We start from the raw sequence: 20,251 nt of genomic DNA on the forward strand, positions 1-20,251 counted from the left end.
GCTCAAAACTCCACGCCCTTTTGCGCCTTCACGCCTTGCTCGCGATACGGATGCTTCACGAGGCGCATTTCCGTGACGAGGTCGGCGGCTTCGATCAGCGCGTCGGGCGCATGGCGGCCCGTCACGACCACGTGCACGTGCGGCGCGCGCGACGCGATCACGCCGAGCACTTCGTCGAGCGGCAGGTACTCGTATTTGAGCACGGTGTTGAGCTCGTCGAGGATCACCATCGCGTACTCGCCGCTTTCGATCATGCGCTTTGCTTCGTCCCAGCCCTTGCGCGCGGTGGCGATGTCGCCGTCGCGATTCTGCGTGTTCCAGGTGTAGCCGTCGCCCATGGTCACGAAGTCGCAGTGCGCGACGCTGCCGAGAAAATCGCGTTCGGCCGTATGCAGCGCGCCCTTGATGAACTGCACGACGCCGAGCTTCATGCCGTGGCCGAGCATGCGCACGGCCATGCCGAACGCTGCCGTGCTCTTGCCCTTGCCGTTGCCAGTGTTGACGATCAGGAGGCCCTTTTCGTGCGTTGCGGCGGCCTGTTTTTTCTCGTGGCCCTCGCGGCGGCGTTGCGTCATGCGTTGGTGCGATTCGGGATCGGTTTTCATCGTCGTGAGTGGGTTTATTGCGGGGCTTTCGCTTGCGTGTTTGCCGGGTTTTGCAGCATGCCTGCGATCGCGACCGTTACGCCGTCGAGCGCCAGCTTGCCGCGCACGAGCGGACCGCCGCCCGCCGCGAGACGCGCGCAGGGCTCGCACACGCCGTCCACGCCGAATTGCGCTTGGGCAGCAGCGGAGGGCGGCGTGATCGTGGGCGTCGCGGCGATTTGCTCCCGCGTGAACGTGTACAGCGGTAGCGCATGCGCCGCACAAAACGCCTTTAGCGCGGGTTCACCGGCTTTGACGTCGAGCGTGGCCACGGAGGTTACGCTTTCGAGCGGCCACGCACCGAGCGCGGCGCGCACGGCGGCGTCGACCTGCGCAAGCGTCACGCCGCGCCGGCAGCCAATGCCGAGCGCGAGCGACGGCGCGCGCTGTGCGGGCTCCAGCGTGGTTTCGAATGTAGCTGCGCGCGTGGCGCGATTTTCGACAGGATTCACGGCGGAGGCGGAGCAAGCAAAACAGTCGTATTCCGGTCGCTGCCGGATGCGCGCTACGATAGCACACGCTTTTGCGGCTTCCCACGCCTTCCTTGACGCGCAAGCCCCCCGCGCCTACACTCGCACGCACTCTGGTGCTCGCGCGCGCGATTCATGATGCGCGCGCAGTTAAACGGGAATCAGGGAGCCATCCCGCCTCGGGCATGGCCAACCTGAACTGCACCCGCAACGGTACAACGAGCGCGGCGTTCGAACGAATGCCGCACACCGCTTCCATGCTTTACGCAGTCCAAGCCACTGTGCGAGGCGGCCGCAAGGCCACTCGCGCGGGAAGGCGAAGCGGTGTTTCGTCAGTCCGGATACCGGCCAGATACGTGGGATTCGCGCTGCGGGGATGCGGTGCCGGGTCCATGATATTCACGCGTCGGCCGGGCGAGGCCCGGGTGCGTTTCCGGTCGTTCGTCCCCTGCAGGTTTTCTGAATCGTTGCGCGTGAGTGCGTCTCCACGGATACGCGCGTGCTCGCTCGACGACACCCGACACCCGCACGAACGGCGAGCGCGACGCACCATGCCCCGCAATCCGGCCAGGCGCCGAAGGAGCACTTCATGCAAATGCGCAAGATTCCGGTCACGATCGTGACGGGTTTTCTCGGCAGCGGCAAAACCACGCTGCTGCGTCACATTCTCCAGCACGCGGGCGGTCTGCGCGTCGCGGTCATCGTCAACGAGTTCGGCGAACTCGGTATCGACGGCGAAATTCTGCGTGGCTGCGGCATTGGCTGCGACGAGAACGGCAACGAAACGGAAGGCCAGCTCTACGAACTCGCGAACGGGTGCCTGTGCTGCACCGTGCAGGAAGAGTTCTTCCCGGTGATGGAGAAACTGCTCGAACGCCGCGGCGACATCGATCATGTACTGATCGAGACCTCGGGCCTCGCGCTGCCCAAGCCGCTCGTGCAGGCGTTCAACTGGCCGTCGATTCGCAATGCGTTCACCGTCGATGCAGTCGTGACCGTGGTGGACGGCCCCGCCGCCGCGAGCGGCCAGTTCGCCGAGAACCCGCAGGCCGTGGACGCACAACGCCGCGCCGACCCGAATCTCGATCACGAATCGCCGCTGCACGAGCTGTTCGAAGACCAGCTTTCGGCCGCCGATCTCGTCATTCTCAACAAGACCGATCTGCTCGACGAAGCGGGCCAGGACGCGCTCATTGCCGAGCTGCGCGAAGAGCTGCCGCAGCAGGTGAAGATCGTGCGCGCGCAGCACGGCAAGCTCGATCTGCATACGCTGCTCGGGCTCGAAGCGGCTTCCGAAGAGAGCATTCATCTGCGGCACGACCATCACGGTTCCGCCGACGACGCCGATCATCATCATGACGAGTTCGATTCGGTCGTGGTGTCGGGCGCGGCCGCTTCGCGCGAGAGCGTGATCGAAGCGCTGCAGCAGCTCGTCGATGCACACACGATCTATCGCGTGAAGGGCTTCGCCGCGCTGCCGGGTGCACCGATGCGTCTCGTGATTCAAGGTGTAGGCCGCCGCTTCGACAGCTATTTCGACCGCCGCTGGAACGCGCAGGAAAGCGCGGCGCAGCCGCTTGCGAGCCGCTTCGTGCTGATTGGCGAAGACCTCGATGGCGCGACGCTGCAAGCGGCATTCGATACGGCGCTCGCGAACATGCAGACCGCGGGCGCGAAGTGACCGCGCTGCGCTAGACGAGGCCGCACCATGCACTTGCTGCGCACCACGCCAGGCGGTTTCGTCGACGACACGCAAGGCGTCATCCGTATCGATCAGCAGCCCGCAGAAATCGTCGTGCTCAGTTCGGCGGATACGACGCTCGCGCTGCTGGCGAGCGTCGTACCGCGCCTGCCCAAAGGTTTTCCGGGTGTGCGGCTCGCGAACGTCACGTACCTGCGCCAGAACGCATCGGTGGACTTCTACGTCGAAGACGTGTTGCAGCATGCGCGGGTGGTAGTGGTCGATCATCTGGGTGGCGAAACGTACTGGCCTTACGGCATCGAGCAGGTCGTCTCGCTCGCGCAGCGGCGCGGGCAACTGCTCGCGATGTTTTCGGGCGACTTGCAGGAAGACCCCAATCTCATCGCGAAGAGCCGCGCCGAGCCCGAGTTTTGCCGCCTGCTTTGGCGTTATCTGCGCGAAGGCGGCGCGGCGAACGCCGAATCGTTTCTGCGCGCGCTCGCGTGGCGCGCATTCGACTGGGGCAGGGAGCCTGCGCCGCCCGTCGCGCTGCCGGCCGCCGCGCTCTATTGTCCGCAGCGCGACGTCGCGACCATCGACGAATGGCGCGCGCGCTGGCAACCCGGCGCCCCGGTCGTCGCGCTGCTGTTTTACAAGGCGCATTTGCAGGCCGCGAACACGGCCGCTTTCGACGCGCTCATTACCGCGCTGCTGGCGCGCGGCATGAACCCGCTGCCGCTTGCGATCACCTCGCTCAAGGACACCTTGAGCCGCGACGTGCTCGATCAACTGGCGGCCGAGCACGATGTCTCGCTCGTGCTGAACACCACGGCGTTTGCGGCTTCGTCGCTGGACGACCCCGAACCGCTCGCGCTCGCCGGCGACGCACCCGTGCTCCAGGTGATCCTGAGCGGCGGCAACCGCGACGACTGGGTCAAGGACAATCACGGCCTGAACTCACGCGACATCGCCATGCATATCGCGCTGCCCGAGGTGGACGGCCGCGTGATCACGCGCGCGATCAGCTTCAAGGGCCTCGCGTACCACTGCAAAGAGACGCAAGTCGATGTGGTGCGCTATCAGCCCGACCTGGAACGCGTGGCTTTCGTGGCCGAACTCGCGCGCCGCTGGTGCCGTTTGCGCAGCCTGCCGAACGCGGAGAAAAAGCTCGCGCTCGTGCTCGCGAACTATCCGATGAGCGAAGGGCGCATTGGCAACGGCGTGGGGCTCGATACGCCGGCTTCGGTGGTCGGCATCCTGCGCATGCTGCGCGACGAAGGCTACCGCGTAGCCGATCTGCCCGAAGACGGCGACGCGCTCATGCGCATCCTCACACAGGGCGTAACGAACGATCCCGACACACGCGCGCTGCGCCCCGCATGGCAGAGCCTTTCGCTCGACGACTACCGCGCGCGCTTCTCGCAGTTGCCCGCCGAGGCGCAAAACGCGCTGATCGCGCGTTGGGGCGTACCGGAAGAGGACCCCACGGTGCGGCGCGGCCGCTTCATGATCGCGGGCTGGCGCTGCGGCCAGGTGTTCGTGGGCATTCAGCCTTCGCGCTCGCGCGGCGACGACACTTACGCGAACTACCACGACGCCGAACTCGTGCCGCCGCACGCGTACCTCGCGTTTTACTTCTGGCTGCGCGAGACGTTCGGCATCGACGCCATCGCGCACGTGGGCAAGCACGGTAATCTGGAGTGGCTGCCGGGCAAGAGCGTTGCGCTTGGCGACACCTGTTGGCCCGACATGGCGCTCGGGCCGCTGCCGCATCTGTATCCGTTCATCGTCAACGATCCGGGCGAGGGGAGCCAGGCGAAGCGCCGCGCCCAGGCGGTGATCGTCGATCATCTGATGCCGCCGCTCACGCGCGCTGAAAACTACGGGCCGCTGCAAGACCTCGAACGTCAGGTCGATGAGTATTACGAAGCATTGATGGTGGACCCGCGCCGCGCGAAGCTGCTGCGCAAGACCATACTTGCGACCATCATAGAGCATCGGCTGCACGAAGAATTGAGCGTCGCCGCGCCCGCGGATCAGGCTGGCGAAGACGAACTCCTCACGCGCGCCGACGCGTACCTGTGCGAGCTGAAGGAAGCGCAGATTCGCGACGGGCTGCACACGTTCGGCGAATCGCCGCAGGGCCAGCAGCGTTGCGACACGCTGCTCGCGCTAGGGCGTTACGCGTGCGGGGACGGTCAGGGTGCGAACGCGGGCTTCATCGAGGCGATCGCGCGCGACCTGCGCATCGATCACCTGGTCGATCCGGCCACGGTGGATTGGGCTGCGTCGTGGCAGGGCCCGCGTCCATCGCTGCTCGCCAGCGTAAGCGACACGCCATGGCGCCATGCGGGCGATACGCGCGAACGCCTGGAAATGCTCGCGGCCACGCTGATCGAAGGCATTTGCTCAGGCGAACGAAACGATGCGACAACACAATCGTTGCCGCACGCGGCGCAGGTGCTCGCACGCCTGCACGACGATGTGCTGCCGCGCCTCGATGCCTGCGGCCCAGAAGAAATGCGCCAGCTGCGCCGCGGTTTCGAAGGCCGTTTCGTGCCGCCGGGCCCGAGCGGTTCGCCTTCGCGCGGCCGTCCCGATGTGCTGCCCACGGGCCGCAACTTCTATTCCGTCGATACGCGCGCCATCCCCACGCAGGCCGCGTGGGTGCTCGGCATGAAATCGGCGCAGCAGCTCATCGAGCGCCATTTGCAGGAGCACGGCGATTATCCGCGCGCCGTGGGGCTTTCGGTATGGGGCACGGCCACGATGCGCACCGGCGGCGACGATATTGCCCAGGCGTTCGCGCTGATCGGCGTGCGCCCGAAGTGGGCTGCGGGCAGCCAGCGCGTGACCGACTTCGAGATCATGCCGGTCGAGGCGCTGGACCGGCCGCGTATCGACGTGACGCTGCGCGTATCGGGCTTTTTCCGCGACGCGTTTCCGAACGTGATGCATCTGTTCGACGCAGCGGTGCAGGCCGTGGCCGATCTCGACGAGCCGGAGCACCAGAACCCGTTGCGCGCACGTGTGCTGCGCGAACGCGACGCGCTGGTCGCAGGCGGCATGGCCGCCGACGAGGCGCGCCGCCGCGCGGGCTGGCGCGTGTTCAGCGCGCGTCCCGGTGCCTACGGCGCGGGCCTGCAGTCGATGATCGACCATCGCCAGTGGCAAACCGACGCCGATCTCGCGAACGCCTACCAGGCATGGGGCGGCTACGCCTACGCGCAAAAGAGCGCGGGCGACGAGGCGAGCGACGCGTTCCGCGCGCGTCTCGCAACGCTCGACGTCGTGCTGCAGAACCAGGACAACCGCGAACACGACCTGCTCGACTCGAACGACTACTACCAGTTCCAGGGCGGCATGGCCGCGGCGGCGCGGCATTTTTCGCAGGCGCAGCCCGCCCTCTATCACGCGGACCACAGCAACCCCGCGGCCCCGCGCATTCGTCCCCTGCACGAGGAGATCGCGCGCGTGATCCGCTCGCGCGTGGTGAATCCGAAGTGGATCGACGGCGTGAAGCGTCACGGCTACAAGGGCGCGGCGGAAATGGCGGCGACTGTCGACTATCTGTTCGGTTATGACGCGACCGCGCGCGTGGTGGGCGATCATCAGTACGCGCTCGTCGCGAACGCCTATGTCCACGACGACGACACGCGCGCCTTCATGCAACGCCACAATCCGCACGCGCTGCACGCCGTGTGCGAGCGGCTGCTCGAAGCGATCCAGCGCGGTCTCTGGCAGGAACCGGGCGAGCATCGCGCGCAACTCGAACACCGTCTGCTCGAAGCTGGGCAGCATCTGGAAGGATCTGGATCATGAGCGCTGCGGCCACGCGTCCCGCGTTTCCCTTTACCGCGCTGGTAGGCCAGGCGCCGTTGCAGCGCGCGTTGCTCATCGCGGCCATCGACCCCGCGATCGGCGGCGTGCTCGTGAGCGGGCCGCGCGGCACAGCGAAATCCACGGCAGCGCGTGCGCTTGCGGCGCTCCTGCCGCAAGGCGCGTTCGTCACGCTGCCGCTCGGCGCGAGTGAGGACAAGCTGATCGGCACGCTCGACCTCGAAGCGGCGTTGCGCGAGAGCGCGGTGCGCTTCGCGCCTGGCCTGCTCGCGCGCGCCCACGGCGGCGTGCTTTACGTGGACGAAGTGAACCTGCTGCCCGACGCGCTCGTCGACGTGCTGCTCGACGCGGCGGCGAGCGGCGTGAACACCGTGGAGCGCGACGGCGTCTCGCACTCGCACGACGCGCACTTCGTGCTGGTGGGCACGATGAATCCCGAAGAAGGGGAGTTGCGTCCGCAGCTGCTCGACCGCTTTGGCCTGATGGTCGAACTCGGCACGCCTTATGACGTGGAGGAGCGGCAACGCATCGTCAAGGCGCGTCTTGCGTTCGACGCCGATCCGCAGGCGTTTTGCGCGGCACGCGAGACCGAACAGCGCGCGCTTGGCGAACGCATCGCGGCGGCGCGCGAAGCGCTCGCCAGGCTCGACTGGAGCGACGCCGTGCACGAGCGCGCGGCGCAACGCTGCATCGAGGCGGCGGTGGATGGCTTGCGCGCCGACCTGGTGATGCTGCGAGCGGCGCGCGCGCTCGCCGCGTTCGAAGGCGCGGATGCCGTGACCCCGGCACATGTCGATGAAGTCGCGGATTGCGTGCTCGCGCATCGGCGGCATGCCATGCCGCAGCGCTCCGATGCGCCGTCTGCCGCTGGGCCGCAGCCGCCCCAGTCCGCATCCGCAGCCACGCGCGAACAAATGCGTACCGAAGCAACCCCGGATGCCGATTGGGGCGAATTGCCGCCCGAGCCCGTCGCCGCGAAGGCGGTGAAGGGCGTGATCCCGCTGCCCGCAAAAAAACGCTGACCCGTCGGGCACAGGCCGCCGCCTTCGCACAGGGCGGCGCTCGACGGCGAGAAGGCCCGGGGCGCGGTCCCGCGCAAGTCGCAAAGCATGGCGCGCGCATTGCCTGGCCGCCCACGCTCGCAGTCAAACGCGCAGGATCGTTGCAAGCGCAACATTTTCGCTTTGCCAAACGCAAGACGGGTTCCGGCGCGCTCCATTGTTTCGTGCTGGACTGCTCGGCCTCCATGCTCGCGCGCGGTCAACTCGCGCTTGCCAAGGGTTTGTTGATCGCACTGTTCGACCGCGCCCGCGCCGAACGGGTAGAAGTGGCGTTGATCGCTTTCGGCGGCGCGGCCGCCGAACTGCGTTTCGGGCCCGCAGTGCCGCGCTGGTGGAACGAGCGCTGGATCGAGCCGATTGGCGGGGGCGGCGGCACGCCGCTGGAAGCGGGCATTGGCCGCGCGGCGCGTGTGCTGGAGACGGCGGCACGGCGCGACCCGGCGCGCGCGCGCCATCTCTGGCTGTTCAGCGACGGTCGCACGACGCAGTGGCCCGCGCGGCCGCGTCACGCCGATCACGTCACGGTGATCGATTGCGAACGGGGCGCGCTGCGCGTGGGCCGCTGCGAGGCGCTCGCGCAGGCCTGGGCAGGCGAGTGCCTGGACGCTCAGGCGCTGCTCGTGTGAGCGAGCGTTAGCGCACGCTGCCGGTCCAGTACAGCACGTCGTCCTGACGATCGAATACGTAGACTTTCATCGCCATCTGCTCGGCGGGCGTGAGGCGGTCGAGTTCGAGACCGAGCGTCGTGTGCGCGGGGTCGCCCGTTTCCGCCTGCACGTTGCGGATGACCGCGGTGGTTTCGATCGCTGTATCGTTCTCGCCGGAGCGTAGCTGAAATGCGACGCGCAACCGCTCGCCAACCTTGCCGAGCGCCCACGCCGCGCTCACCGAAAGCCCGAGCGCGCTGATGCCGCGTGCGAGCGCCACCCCGTCATAACCCGCGCCTTCTTCGCCGATACCGTAACGCACGGGAAATTGCGCGCGCACGCGAATCGAGCGGCGCTCGCGCAGGCGGCGGATGTTGGCGGGCTTCGAAAGCACGAGATAGTCGAGCGGCGACTGGCTGAGGGCATGCACGGTGCATACGAAGCGAAAGACGGCCTGGCTCGCAATCGCGACGATCTCCACGTTTTCGCCCGGCGTGATGGCGATGGGTCGGCCATCGACATAGGGCGTCGTCACAAAGAGCGCCTCATTCGGCGCGAAGCCGATCAGGCGGCACGGGTGCATGGGCGCGCCGCTCGCGCCCATCTGCGGGCGCAAGCCCGTCAGCGCGCCGATGGTCAAATGCATGTCGCGCGTGGTGGCGGCCGGCTCGCCGGCATTGGCCGTGCCCGCCGCGCTTTGCGGTGCAACCTCGAGCCTTTCCATGTCGCCGCGATGCGGCGCGAAGTGCTGGAACAGAAAGGTGCGCTCCGCTTCGCCCACCAGCACCGCGCCGGCCTCGAGCAGCAGGGCGCCGTCGTGATCGACGACAGGCCAGGCGAGCGGCTCGCCTACCGGCATGGCGTCCGGCGTGAGCGCGGCAGCTTCGATTGCGGTGGCGGCGTCGCTGGCTTCGGCTTGAGCTTCAGGGGTCGGGTGGGTCATCGGCGCAGGGTGGTCGGTGAGCGGTTCGCGTCGCGAATTGACATCGCGGGTTCAACTGGTTTACGGCGCTGCGGTAGGGAAATTGAGTGCGTGCCGCGATTCGAAGGCAGTTTCGCGAGGCGCAGTATGATGAATCCCGAATGCAATCTGTAATCGGCCGGCAAACGTGGCAACTCTCACGAGCGGAGCAAGAGGAAGCGCCTCATGGAGTTCTGGAAACGATGTTTGCGAATCCCCAGTCGATGGAATCGGGCGCTCATGCAGTGGGTCGGGAGCCATCCGTTCATCGTCGGCACGATGGGCTCGCTCGTCGGCGCGGCCATCGTGGCGATCGTGCTGGTGGGGTTCATGCAGCAGCGCACGCAGGCCATCGTCAGCACGCAGCACAATTCGGCCGCGCTCGTTTCGCTGATGTCGAATGACCTCGAGGCGAATTCCAGCATTTACGACCTGTTGCTGCTCGACGCCGCAGATAGCGCGCGGGACCCGCGCACGCAAAGTCTCCCGCCCGACATTCGCCGCAAGCTGCTGTTCGGCCGCGTGGCGACCGGCGCTTATCTCGACGACGCGTTCTACGTCGACGAGTACGGCCATATCGTCGAATCGCAGGACGGCCGCGCGTATCCAGGCGTCAATCTCGCAGACCGGGACTATTTCACGGCGCAGCGCGAGCGCTCGGTCGGCATGTTTCTTTCGGACCCGATTCGCTCGCGGGTGCGCGACGGCCACTATTCGATTGCGCTCTCGCGCCGCGTGACTGAGCACGATGGTTCGTTTGGCGGCATCGTGATGCTCACGCTGCGGCTCGCGTACTTTCAGCAATTGTTCGACCGGATCGACGTCGACTCCAAAGGCAGTGCGTTCATCATGCTGAGCGACGGGACCATGCTTGCGCACCGCCCCTATTCGGACTACGAAGTGGGCGCGCAGGTCGGCGAGCTGGATTACATCCAGCCGATGCTGAAAACGAGCGACGGTTCGTTCATTGCCGCGGGCGAGGACGACAAGGTCCAGCGCATCTATACGTTCAAGCGCGTGCCGCACACGTCGCTCATCGCGGTCGTCGCGCCCTCCGTGGACGGCGCGCTCGCCGCATGGCATCAGCGCCTGCGCATCTATGTGCCGATGGCGTTGATCTTCGGCGCGCTCATCGCCGCTTCGTCGTGGCTGCTCGCATTGTCGATGCGCGCGCGACTCGCCACGCAAAAGGAGTTCGAGCGTCTCGCGGTCACCGACGCGCTGACGAGCCTCTACAACCGGCGCGCACTCGACCTGCGTATCGAAACCGAATGGCAGCACGCGAGACGCGCGGGCGAACCGCTCTCGGTGCTCTTCGTCGATATCGACAAGTTCAAGCTGTTCAACGACTTTTATGGGCACGCGGAGGGCGACAAGGTGCTCGCCGCCGTGGCCGGCGCGATACGCGAAGCCTGCCGCCGCGGGACGGACATGGTCGCGCGCTACGGCGGCGAGGAGTTCGCCGTGGTCCTGCCGGCCACGCCTTTCGATGGCGCCGTGAAGATTGCGGAAGGGGTGCGCCAGCAAGTGGCGGCGCTGGAAATCGTGCACGAGCACAGCGAATACGGCACGCTGACCGTGAGCATCGGCTGCGCCACCTGCGTGCCGCGCGAGCGCACGGGCGCGCAGGCGCTGCTGCGCGCCGCCGACGCCGAGCTGTACGCAGCGAAGCAGGCGGGGCGCAACCAGGTGAAGGCGCGCGAATTCGAGGGCGCGCCGCCCGACCCGCGCGACGCGCTACCCACCTTGAAGGCGTGAGCACGCCTTTTTATTCGGCATCCTCACGATACCAGCGCGGCGTATAAATCCACTCGCCGCCGTCGCCGCGCGTGAACCCGCGCGTGGCCGACGACCCGACGATCACCATCGTGCGCATATCGACGTCCGACGAACGCAGTTCGCCCAGCGTCGTCGCGCGCAGCGTTTCGCCGGGGCGGCCCACGTCGCGGCCCAGCACCACGCGCGTGTGCGGCGCGCGCACGCTGCGCACGATGTCCAGCGCGCGATCGAGTTGCCACGGCCGCGCGCGCGAGATGGGGTTGTAGAACGCCATCACGAGATCGGCCTGCGCCGCATGCAGCAGGCGCTTTTCGATCACCGCCCACGGCTTCAGGTTGTCGGAAAGCGACAGCATGCAGAAGTCGTGGCCGAGCGGCGCGCCAACCTGTGCCGCCGTGGCGAGCGCGGCGGAAACGCCTGGCACGATCGCCAGCTCGACGGCACGCCAGCGCGGGTCGTCGGCGCCTTCTAGCGCTTCGAGCACGGCGGCCGCCATGGCGAACACACCGGGGTCGCCCGACGAGACCACGGCTACGCGACGTCCCTCGCTCGCCATCTCGAACGCGTGGCGCGCGCGCTGCAGCTCTTCGCGGTTGTCGGTGGCGTGGCGCTGCTGGTCTGCACGCAACGGTCCCGCCATCTCCACATAGGTTGCGTAGCCGACGATATCGGTCGCGTCGTCCAGCGCGGCGCGCGCGGCGGGCGTAAGCAGATCGGCGCGGCCGGGCCCGAGGCCCAGCACCGTGAGCTTGCCGCGCGAGCGGCCCAGCGCGCGCGGGTCGAGCGGCGCGGCGGCGTAGGCCAGCGCGATGCTGTCTTGGTTCGGCGCGTAGCGCTCGACGTCTGCAGCAAGGTTGAGCGCGGCGAGCGTGGCTTGCGGCGTGGGCTCCGCGCTATCGACGAAGCGCAGCGGTACGCCGAGTTCCGTTGCCGCCTGCGCGAGCGATGCGTCGCACATGTGCGCAGAAGGTGCGGCAAGCGCCGCGAGCGCGAGCGGCGCGAGGCCGTGCGCATGGAGCGCGCGCCGCACGCCTTCTGCAAGCGCCTCTTGTGGCGCGCCCACGGCCGCCACGATGCTGCGCGGATGAATCACAAGGTCGTCGGGGCTGCCGTTCCAGGCGTGTGCGCTCACGCGTATGGCATGACTGGCCGCTGCGTCGCGCGGCAGATCGACGTTCTCCAGCCACGGCGCCACGCCGTCCACGCGTGTCGTTGCGCCCGCAAGCAAATCGGAGACGAAACGCTTGCCTTGCGCGAGGCTTGCGAGTGCATAGCCCGCGGGCGGATTGAGCAAACAGGTGCCGAAGCGCAGTTCGCCGCTCGTAGTGATGGCGGGCGCGACCGCGAGCGCCGCGCCAATTTCACGCGCCATGACGTTCACGCCGGTCAGTCCGCCGAGCAGCGGCACGACGGCGCTACCGTCCTCGGCGAGTGCGAGCACAGGCGGCTCCGCGCCCTTGTTGGCCAGCAGCGGCGCGAGGCACCGGATCACGATGCCCGCCGCGCACAGCGCGACGATGGGCATGCCGCGCGTATAGCATTCGCGCAAATGCGCGCCAAGCTCGCTAAACGCGACATCGCCTTCCACGCGGCCTTGCAGCGCATGGATTTGCGCGCCCGTGTAGAGCGCCTGCACGCGCCGCGCGGTGGCCAGCGCGCCGGGCCCGAGAATGACGATGGCAGGCGGTGTCACGACTGCCATTTCACCCCCGGCACGACGAGCAGCGAGAAGTAGGGCGAAGCCATCGGATCGACGTCGTCGAGCGGGACGATGCGCTGGTTCGCCATCGTTGCGCGCTCGACATACAGCGCGCGATGCGCGAGACCCAGTTCGCCCAGCACGCGGCGAACCTTGTCGAAGTTGCGGCCCAGTTTCATGATGACGGCGGCGTCCGCGCCGGCCAGCCGCCGGCGCAACTCGTCCTCGGGCAGCACGCCCGACAGCACGGCGAGGCTCTGGTTACGGTAGACGAGCGGCACGCCCAGCACAGCCGCGCCGCCCAGCATCGAGCACACGCCAGGCACGACTTCGGCCTCGTAGCGCGCGGCGAGCCGGTCGTGCAGATACATATACGAGCCGTAGAAGAACGGATCGCCTTCGCAGATCACGGCCACGTCACGGCCGGCGTCGAGATGGCGCGACAGCATTTGCGCGGCGCCGTCGTAGAAGTCGGCGATGATCGCCTCATACGAGAGCGGCGGTTCGAGCGCCTCGGTCGTCACGGGGTACACGAGCGGCAGGCGTTCCTGCTCCGCTTCGAGATGGGCTTCGACAATGCCGAACGCATTGCCTTTCTTCCCCTTCGCGACAAAATACGCGACGACGGGTGCGGCCTTGAGCAGGCGCACGGCCTTGAGCGTGAGCAGTTCGGGGTCGCCGGGGCCGACGCCGATGCCGTGCAGACGTCCTTTACGGGTCATTTATTCGGTCTCCGAAGCGAGTGCGTTGACGGCGGCGGCGGCCATCGCGCTGCCGCCACGGCGGCCGTGCACGACGACGAAGGGCACGCCGTGATTTTCGGCGGCGAGCTGCGCCTTGGACTCGGCCGCGCCGACGAAGCCCACGGGGAAGCCGAGGATGAGCGCGGGCAGCGGCGCGCCGGCCGCGATCATGTCGAGCAGGTGAAAGAGCGCGGTGGGCGCATTGCCGATCGCCACGACGCTGCCTGCAAGATGCGGCCGCCAAAGTTCGAGCGCGGCGGCCGACCGCGTATTGCCAAACTCGCGTGCGAGCGTGGGCACAGCGGGGTCGTCGAGCGTGCAGATGACGGTGTTGTTCGCGGGCAGGCGTGCGCGCGTCACGCCGTACGCGACCATTTTCGCGTCGCAGAGAATGGGCGCGCCACCTGCGAGCGCGTTGCGGCCCGCCGTGCCCGCGCCTGCGGAAAACGCGAGGTCGGCGGCGACGTCCACCATGCCGCAGGCGTGGATCACGCGTACGGCGAGTTTTTCCAGGTCGGCGGGAATGCGCGAGAGGTCGGCTTCGGCGCGGATCGTCGCGAACGATTCGCGATAGATCGCCTGGCCGTCGCGGATGTAATCAGACATCTTGGGTACTCCGGGGCCGCTGCGCGAGTGCGAGCGCAGCAGCTTCGATCGTCAGGTTGCGCGCGACGAGCTGGCCAAAGCGCTGGCCGAAGCCGCCTTGGGTGTCGTCGCGCTGGTACAGGTCGTAATGGTCCGGTTCGCTGGCGAGCAACGTGAACGGCGCACAATGCGCGGCCGCGCAGGAGCGTTCACAGCCGCTCAGGTGCGCTTGCGCGCCGGGCGGCAGCAGGGCGGCGAGACGCTGTGCGTCGGCTTTGGTGTCGGCGCGGCTTTTGGCGCATCCCGCCGAGCCCGTGCAGGCGATCAGGCGCGCGAGCGGATCGGCGCGCGAGACGATGAGGCCGAGCGCGTGCAGCCGTTCGAGCGCGCCGGTCATGGCGCGCGCGGGCACGTTAGGCAGCAGCAGGCCTTGCCATGGCGTCACCCGCAGCGTCGCATCGCCCGAGTCTTGCGCGAGCGCGGCGAGCGCGCGCAGCGTATGCGCGTCGATGCGGCCGAGCGCGGGCTGCGCGCCCACGTAGCCACTGCTGTCGACGCGCAGCGCGTGCGCGCCCAGTCGCAAGCTAGCAGGACTCGGCTCGCGACGCCACGCGTGCAGCGCGGCGTCGTCACGCATCAGCGCGAAGCCGCCATGATCGCGCGCGCGTTGCAGCAACGCATCGAGGGAGTGTGCGGCGAGCACATCGCGCATGCGCGTTGCGTCTGCGCCAGCGAGATCGAGGAACGCGTGGAGCAGCGCGCGTATCGATGCGCAAATATCTTCGGTTGCGAGCGTGCCGACTGGCTGCGCCGTGGGGCACCCTGCGAGGCCCAGCGCAAAGCGCACGGTCGCGCCGTGCGGCAGCGCGGCGAGCCAGATGTCGTGCGGATGCCCGAGCATCGCCATGCGCTCGCCGCCGTCCAGTTGCAGCGCGAACTTGGGCGAGAGCGCGGCGAAACGCGCCTCGCGCTGCATCATGTCGATGAGCGCGGCGGCGAGTACCGTTGTGTCGCACAAAGCCGCAGGATCAACGCCCGCGAGCGGGCTCAGCATCACGTTGCGCAATTCGTCGGCGGCGCACGCGTGCTCGACCGGGCTCGCGGCGTCGATGCCAGCGGGCCCGAGGCCCGCACCGATCAGCGCGGCGCTCAACGCGGCCTCCTCGCCGGCGCGTACGCCGCGAATCTGCACGTTCGCGCGATTGGTCAGTTCGAGCACGCCGCCGGCATGCGCCAACGCGGCGTCGGCGAGGGCGCGCGCCCGCGTGGCGCTCAGCACGCCGCCGGGCAGGCGGATGCGGCACAGGCCGCCGTCGCGCGCCGCGACCACGCGCACGAGCCCCGGGCACGCCGAGGGGCGGAGCACGGCCAATGCAGCAGCGGGCGAGACGGGCTTCGTTTCGTGTTTCAAGGGAATACCGGGTAAGCATCGCGCGGGAGCGGCGCGCTGCCCGCACGTGAGGCGGGAAACGGCAGCGGTATCGGTACACCCCGCCCGATATGGGTTCGCACGAACAGTCGGCCGGCAGGTCTCCTGGCTCGCAGGTCGTGGACCGCATCGGCCTTCCCGGTAAAACCAGTGGCTCGGGTGGATGCGGTCTCGCTGCTTACAGTCGCGGGGGCGGCCACAGCTTGCTGTGTTCCCTGTTTGCGATCCGGAGTTAGCGCTTCAGCGCTGACTCCGGCCTCATACAAAGTGCCTGAAAGGCGCCGGCGGACACGGTATTATGCCCGTTTTCGCGCGCGCTCCGCCCGGCAATCGGGGTGCGGGCCGCCGGTGGCGCAGGGAAACAGGCGACAAACCAGGCAACAAAGCAAGCAAAAGCGGGAGAACGAATGCAGGGCACGCAGGCATGGCTGACGGTGGTGGGCATAGGCGACGATGGCTATGCGGGGCTCGGGCGCGACGCGCGGCGCGCGCTGTTCGACGCGGCCGTCGTGACGGGCGGCGAGCGCCATCTTGCGATGCTGCCCTCGCGCGTGCGCGCGCGCCGCGAAGCGTGGCCGCAGCCGTTCAGCGTCGAGGCGCTGCTCGCGCATCGCGAGTCGAATGCGCCCGTATGTGTGCTCGCGAGCGGCGACCCCATGCTGTTCGGTGTGGGCGCGACGCTCGCGCGCCGTGTGGCGCCCGGTGAAATGCGCGTGCTGCCCGCGCCTTCGTCGCTCTCGTTGGCGGCGGCGCGCATGGGCTGGGCGTTGCAGGGTACGGCGATGGTCTCGCTCGTCGGCCGTCCGCTCGATGCGCTGCGCCGCCATCTCTACGCGCGCTCGCGCGTGCTCGCGTTGAGCGCCGATGGGCGCACGCCCGCGGCGCTTGCTGCGCTGCTCGCGCAAGCGGGCTTCGGCGCCAGCCGTCTTGCGGTGTTCGAGCATTTGGGCGGCCCGCTCGAGCGCCGCATCGAAGGCCGCGCCAATGCGTGGCACGTCGGCGAAACCGCGGCGCTCAACCTCGTCGCGTTCGAATGCGAAAGCGATGTTGCGAATGCGCCTGCGCACGGCTGGACGCTCACGCCCGGCCTTCCCGACGACGCTTACCGCCACGACGGCCAGCTCACGAAGCGCGACGTGCGCGCGCTCACGCTCGCGCGCCTCGCGCCGACGCCCGGCGCGTTGCTCTGGGACGTGGGGGCGGGCAGCGGCTCGATCGGCATCGAGTGGATGCGCTCGCATGCCGCTTGCCGCTCGATCGCGATCGAGGCGCATGCCGAGCGTCAACGCTTCATCGAACACAATCGCGCCGCGCTGGGCGTGCCGGGTCTGCAGCTCGTCGCGGGCCGCGCGCCCGAAGCGCTCGCGGGACTCGCCACGCCCGACGCCGTCTTCATCGGCGGCGGCGTGACCGTTCCCGGCGTGCTGGACGCGTGCTGGGCGGCGCTCGCGAGCGGCGGCCGGCTCGTCGCGAACGCGGTGACGCTGCAAAGCGAAGCGGCGCTCGTGACATGGCGCGCGCAGCATGGCGGCACGCTCACGCGTATCGGCATTGGCGAGGCGCAGCCGCTTGGCGGCTTCGATACCTGGCGTCAGGCGTTGCCCGTCACGCTCTACGAGGCCGTCAAGCCATGACCGCGCGCATCCTGCTGCTGGGTGGCACAGGCGATGCGCTGGCGATCGCGCGCACGCTTGGGCACCAGCACGTGTACTCGCTCGCGGGCCTTGGCCGCGTGCCTGCCGATCTCGGCTGTGCGGTGCGTGTGGGGGGCTTCGGCGGGGCAGAAGGGCTCGCGCGTTTTCTCGCCGACGAAGACATCGCGCTCGTTGTCGATGCCACGCATCCTTACGCCGCGCAGATCAGCGCCAACGCGGCGCGCGCCTGCCTTGCAACACAGGTGCCGTACTGGGCGCTGCGGCGCGCGCCTTGGCAGGCGCAGGCGGGCGACGACTGGCGCATGGTGAGCGGCTGGGCTGGCGTAGTCGAAGCGCTTGCGCCATTTGCGCGGCCGCTCTTCACGCTCGGGCGCGAACCGCTCGCGCATCTGCACGAAGTGCCGGAGCAGCAGCACTGGACGGTCCGTTGCCTCGAAGCGCATGCCGGCCACGCCCGCGCTCGCATCATCGACGCTCGTGGGCCGTTCACCGCAGAAGGCGAGCGCGCCCTGTTCACCGAAGCGCATATCGATGTGGTGGTCAGCAAGAACAGCGGCGGCGCGGCGACCGAAGCGAAGCTCGCCGTCGCGCGGGAATTGGGCCTGCCCGTGGTGTTGATGCAGCGGCCGCCGCTGCCGGATGCGCAGCGCGAATTCACGTCGGCGCAAGAGTCGATCGACGCGCTCGACGACTACATTAAGCGGAGTTTGAACGCATGACCGTTTTCTTCATTGGCGCGGGGCCGGGCGATCCTGAACTGATCACCGTGAAGGGCCAGCGCCTCGTGCGCAGTTGCCCCGTGATTCTCTATGCCGGCTCGCTCGTGCCGCCCGCCGTGCTGGAAGGCCACAGCGCGCACAAGGTGGTCGATACCGCACCGCTCACGCTGGACGAGATCATCGCGCTGCTCGAAAACGCGCACGCCCAGGGCTTCGACGTGGCACGCGTGCATTCGGGTGACCCGTCGCTCTATGGCGCAATCGGCGAGCAGATCCGGCGCTTGCGTGTGCTTGGCATTCCTTATGAAGTCGTACCCGGCGTGACCGCGACCGCCGCATGCGCGGCGGCGCTCGGCAGCGAACTCACGCTGCCCGGTATTTCGCAAACGCTCATCCTCACGCGCTACGCCACGAAAACGTCGATGCCCGAAGGCGAGCAGCTGGGCGACCTCGCGCGCCACAAGGCGACGCTCGCGATCCACCTTGGCGTGCGCCATATCGCGCGCATCGTCGAGGAATTGCTTCCGCACTATGGCGAGGACTGCCCCGTGGCGGTGATCTATCGCGCGAGCTGGCCCGACGAGGAACGCGTGACAGGCACGCTCGCGGATATCGCCGAAAAGGTGCATGCCACGGATATCGAGCGTACAGCGCTCATTCTCGTGGGGCGTGTGCTCGCGGCAGAGGGATTCGCGGATTCGACCTTGTATGGGGCGTCGAAGCGCTAGGGCTACGAAAGCGCTCGCAAATGCTCGCGCAGTTTGTCGACCTCGCCCAAGGCGAAGTCCTTTTCGATTGCCTCATGCGTTTGCTGCCATATCGGAAATGCAGCGTTGAGTAGTCGATGCCCCTCGTCAGTGAGACTCAGTAAACGGCTGCGCTTGTCTTCCGGGTCCTGCTCGATAACCACGAGGCCGCGCCGCTCCAGCGGCTTGAGCGCGGCCGTGAGCGTGGTGCGGTCCATGGCCAGCAGCGACGCCACGTCTTTCATGCCGGGCGGATGCGGCCGGTTCAGCGACATCAGCAGCGAAAACTGGCCGTTCGTGAGATCGAGCGGGCGCAGCACGTCGTCGAAAATGCGCGCGAGATTGCGCGCCGCCCGCTGCATATGCAGACACAGGCAGCAATCGCGCACCAATAGCGTGGTTTCGAAGGGAAGTTTCTTTGCGCGTGCCATGTTGAAATTATGTTGATATCAACCTATGCTGTCAAGGCCGGACGGGCGTCACGCCGTTGCACCCGATTTCAGACCCGTAGCCGGATCATTCACCAGACCAGCAGTTGGAGGACACATGAGCGATCAGAAACTGTTTCTCGCGGTTTTTCTCGGCACCAAAGACAACGCGCGCATGAAAGGGTGGGCGGCGCTTTCCGAAACGGAGCGGCACGCAAAGGAAAAAGAGGGCATCGCGGCCTGGCATGCGTGGGTCGAAAAGCACAAGGCGTCGATCGTCGATATGGGTGGCCCGCTCGGCAAGACCAAGTCGATTGGCGAGCATGGCATTGCGGACACGTCTAACGCGCTAACCGGCTATACCGTTCTGCGTGCCGCATCGCACGAAGAGGCGGCGAGGCTATTCGAAGGGCACCCGCATTTTTCGATTTTTCCTGGCGAGGCCGTCGAAGTGATGCCCGTTCTGCCAATTCCCGGTGCCTGAACGGAGGTTCGTCATGAAACTCTACGGTTTCGCCGGCACCCGTTCGCAGCGTGCGCTATGGGGCCTCAAGGAAGTCGACGCCGATTTCGAATTCATTTCGGTCAATCTGCTCGAAGGCGAGCACAGGCGGCCCGAATACCTGCGCATCAATCCCGCGGGCAAGGTTCCGGTGCTGATCGACGGCGACCGCGTGATACCCGAGTCGGCCGCAATCGTGCTGTATCTGGCGGACAAATATCCGGAGAAAGCGCTATTGCCCAAGGATCTCGACGAGCGGGCGCAGGCGTATCGCTGGACCCTGTTCGCCGTCACCGAACTGGAACAGCCGCTTTGGCGAATCACGCGGCACTCGTTCCTTTATCCGCCGGACAAGCGCAGTCCCGCCGATATCGAACTCGCGCGCGAGGACTTCAAGACCATGGCCGCCGTACTCGAGAAACACCTCGAAGGGCGCGAGTTCATTGTCGGCAACCAGCTCTCGGTTGCCGACTGCGTGACGGTTTATCTGATGGACTGGGCCAACGAAGTGCAACTGCTGGAGGGCTTCCCGCGCTTGCAGGCGTATCTCGAACGCCTCTATGCACGGCCCGAGGCGCCGCAGCGCATCGCCGAGGCGCGCAAGGCAGCATAAAAAGAAAAGCGGCCCAACCGGATCACGCCGGTTGGGCCGCCTTGTTTTC

At 67.6% G+C, this 20,251-nt stretch carries 18 protein-coding genes and 2 riboswitches; of the genes, 10 read left to right on the forward strand and 8 right to left on the reverse strand.

Going from position 1 to position 20,251, the window contains the following annotated elements:
• Positions 1-2: 2 nt before the first annotated feature.
• Together cobO and U5A58_RS09935 are read right to left on the reverse strand one after the other, a co-directional pair.
• Positions 3-605 (reverse strand): cob(I)yrinic acid a,c-diamide adenosyltransferase, encoded by a 603-nt coding sequence (gene cobO / locus U5A58_RS09930; RefSeq protein WP_028205563.1) that lies wholly within the window; start codon positions 603-605, stop codon positions 3-5.
• 14 nt (positions 606-619) lie between these two features.
• On the reverse strand, positions 620-1,045 hold the full coding sequence (locus U5A58_RS09935) for a cobalamin biosynthesis protein (protein WP_321961520.1): 426 nt from the start codon (positions 1,043-1,045) through the stop codon (positions 620-622).
• 166 nt (positions 1,046-1,211) lie between these two features.
• Positions 1,212-1,482, forward strand: a riboswitch (cobalamin riboswitch).
• A 221-nt stretch (positions 1,483-1,703) separates the two neighbouring features.
• Here U5A58_RS09935 and cobW point away from each other — a divergent pair.
• The 4 genes from cobW (at position 1,704) to U5A58_RS09955 (ending at position 8,322) form a co-directional block, all read left to right on the forward strand.
• Positions 1,704-2,795, forward strand: coding sequence for a cobalamin biosynthesis protein CobW (gene cobW / locus U5A58_RS09940; protein WP_321961311.1), 1,092 nt, complete (start codon positions 1,704-1,706; stop codon positions 2,793-2,795).
• A 27-nt stretch (positions 2,796-2,822) separates the two neighbouring features.
• Positions 2,823-6,617 carry a cobaltochelatase subunit CobN gene (cobN, locus tag U5A58_RS09945; RefSeq protein ID WP_321961312.1) on the forward strand — a complete coding sequence of 1,265 codons (3,795 nt, stop codon included), beginning with the start codon at positions 2,823-2,825 and terminating at the stop codon, positions 6,615-6,617.
• Positions 6,614-7,657, forward strand: a complete 1,044-nt coding sequence (locus U5A58_RS09950) for an ATP-binding protein (protein ID WP_321961313.1) — start codon at positions 6,614-6,616, stop codon at positions 7,655-7,657. Before cobN ends, U5A58_RS09950 begins: the two co-directional genes overlap by 4 nt.
• Positions 7,658-7,797: 140 nt before the next feature.
• Positions 7,798-8,322, forward strand: a complete 525-nt coding sequence (locus tag U5A58_RS09955; protein WP_321961314.1) for a vWA domain-containing protein — start codon at positions 7,798-7,800, stop codon at positions 8,320-8,322.
• Between the two features lie 7 nt (positions 8,323-8,329).
• Here the strand turns inward: U5A58_RS09955 and U5A58_RS09960 are convergent, their stop codons facing one another.
• The gene (locus U5A58_RS09960) at positions 8,330-9,286 is read right to left on the reverse strand and encodes a flagellar brake protein (RefSeq protein WP_321961315.1); all 957 of its coding nucleotides are present in this window, start codon (positions 9,284-9,286) and stop codon (positions 8,330-8,332) included.
• Positions 9,287-9,544: 258 nt separating this feature from the next.
• Between U5A58_RS09960 and U5A58_RS09965 the strand changes: the two genes are divergently transcribed.
• A complete protein-coding gene (locus tag U5A58_RS09965; RefSeq protein WP_321961316.1) occupies positions 9,545-11,062 on the forward strand; it encodes a sensor domain-containing diguanylate cyclase in 1,518 nt (505 codons plus the stop codon).
• Between the two features lie 10 nt (positions 11,063-11,072).
• On the opposite strand, the gene cobJ is transcribed toward U5A58_RS09965, so the two are convergent.
• From cobJ to cobG, 4 genes are read right to left on the reverse strand one after another with little or no spacing between them, the layout of a single operon-like run.
• Positions 11,073-12,785 (reverse strand): precorrin-3B C(17)-methyltransferase, encoded by a 1,713-nt coding sequence (gene cobJ / locus U5A58_RS09970; RefSeq protein WP_321961317.1) that lies wholly within the window; start codon positions 12,783-12,785, stop codon positions 11,073-11,075.
• A complete protein-coding gene (locus U5A58_RS09975) occupies positions 12,773-13,504 on the reverse strand; it encodes a precorrin-2 C(20)-methyltransferase (RefSeq protein WP_321961318.1) in 732 nt (243 codons plus the stop codon). The genes cobJ and U5A58_RS09975 overlap by 13 nt, the downstream gene beginning before the upstream one ends.
• A complete protein-coding gene (locus U5A58_RS09980; RefSeq protein ID WP_321961319.1) occupies positions 13,505-14,131 on the reverse strand; it encodes a precorrin-8X methylmutase in 627 nt (208 codons plus the stop codon). It abuts the gene before it with no gap.
• Positions 14,124-15,521 carry a precorrin-3B synthase gene (gene cobG / locus U5A58_RS09985; protein ID WP_321961320.1) on the reverse strand — a complete coding sequence of 466 codons (1,398 nt, stop codon included), beginning with the start codon at positions 15,519-15,521 and terminating at the stop codon, positions 14,124-14,126. The genes U5A58_RS09980 and cobG overlap by 8 nt, the downstream gene beginning before the upstream one ends.
• A gap of 95 nt (positions 15,522-15,616) precedes the next feature.
• Positions 15,617-15,805, reverse strand: a riboswitch (cobalamin riboswitch).
• Between the two features lie 141 nt (positions 15,806-15,946).
• Here cobG and cbiE point away from each other — a divergent pair.
• From cbiE to cobM, 3 genes are read left to right on the forward strand one after another with little or no spacing between them, the layout of a single operon-like run.
• A complete protein-coding gene (cbiE, locus tag U5A58_RS09990) occupies positions 15,947-17,173 on the forward strand; it encodes a precorrin-6y C5,15-methyltransferase (decarboxylating) subunit CbiE (protein ID WP_321961321.1) in 1,227 nt (408 codons plus the stop codon).
• Positions 17,170-17,913 (forward strand): cobalt-precorrin-6A reductase, encoded by a 744-nt coding sequence (locus U5A58_RS09995; protein WP_321961322.1) that lies wholly within the window; start codon positions 17,170-17,172, stop codon positions 17,911-17,913. Before cbiE ends, U5A58_RS09995 begins: the two co-directional genes overlap by 4 nt.
• A complete protein-coding gene (gene cobM / locus U5A58_RS10000; protein WP_321961323.1) occupies positions 17,910-18,641 on the forward strand; it encodes a precorrin-4 C(11)-methyltransferase in 732 nt (243 codons plus the stop codon). The genes U5A58_RS09995 and cobM overlap by 4 nt, the downstream gene beginning before the upstream one ends.
• Positions 18,642-18,643: 2 nt before the next feature.
• On the opposite strand, the gene U5A58_RS10005 is transcribed toward cobM, so the two are convergent.
• Complete coding sequence (locus U5A58_RS10005) at positions 18,644-19,090, reverse strand: MarR family transcriptional regulator (RefSeq protein WP_321961324.1); 447 nt, start codon at positions 19,088-19,090, stop codon at positions 18,644-18,646.
• Between the two features lie 115 nt (positions 19,091-19,205).
• Here U5A58_RS10005 and U5A58_RS10010 point away from each other — a divergent pair, with 115 nt between their 5' ends.
• Positions 19,206-19,571: a hypothetical protein gene (locus tag U5A58_RS10010; RefSeq protein WP_321961325.1), complete on the forward strand. Its 366-nt coding sequence runs from the start codon at positions 19,206-19,208 to the stop codon at positions 19,569-19,571.
• A 13-nt stretch (positions 19,572-19,584) separates the two neighbouring features.
• Entirely contained in the window at positions 19,585-20,202 is a 618-nt protein-coding gene (locus U5A58_RS10015) for a glutathione S-transferase family protein (protein WP_321910521.1), read from the forward strand.
• Positions 20,203-20,251: the final 49 nt, after the last annotated feature.

It is taken from the genome of Paraburkholderia sp. J7 (genome assembly GCF_905220155.1).
Lineage (GTDB): Bacteria > Pseudomonadota > Gammaproteobacteria > Burkholderiales > Burkholderiaceae > Paraburkholderia.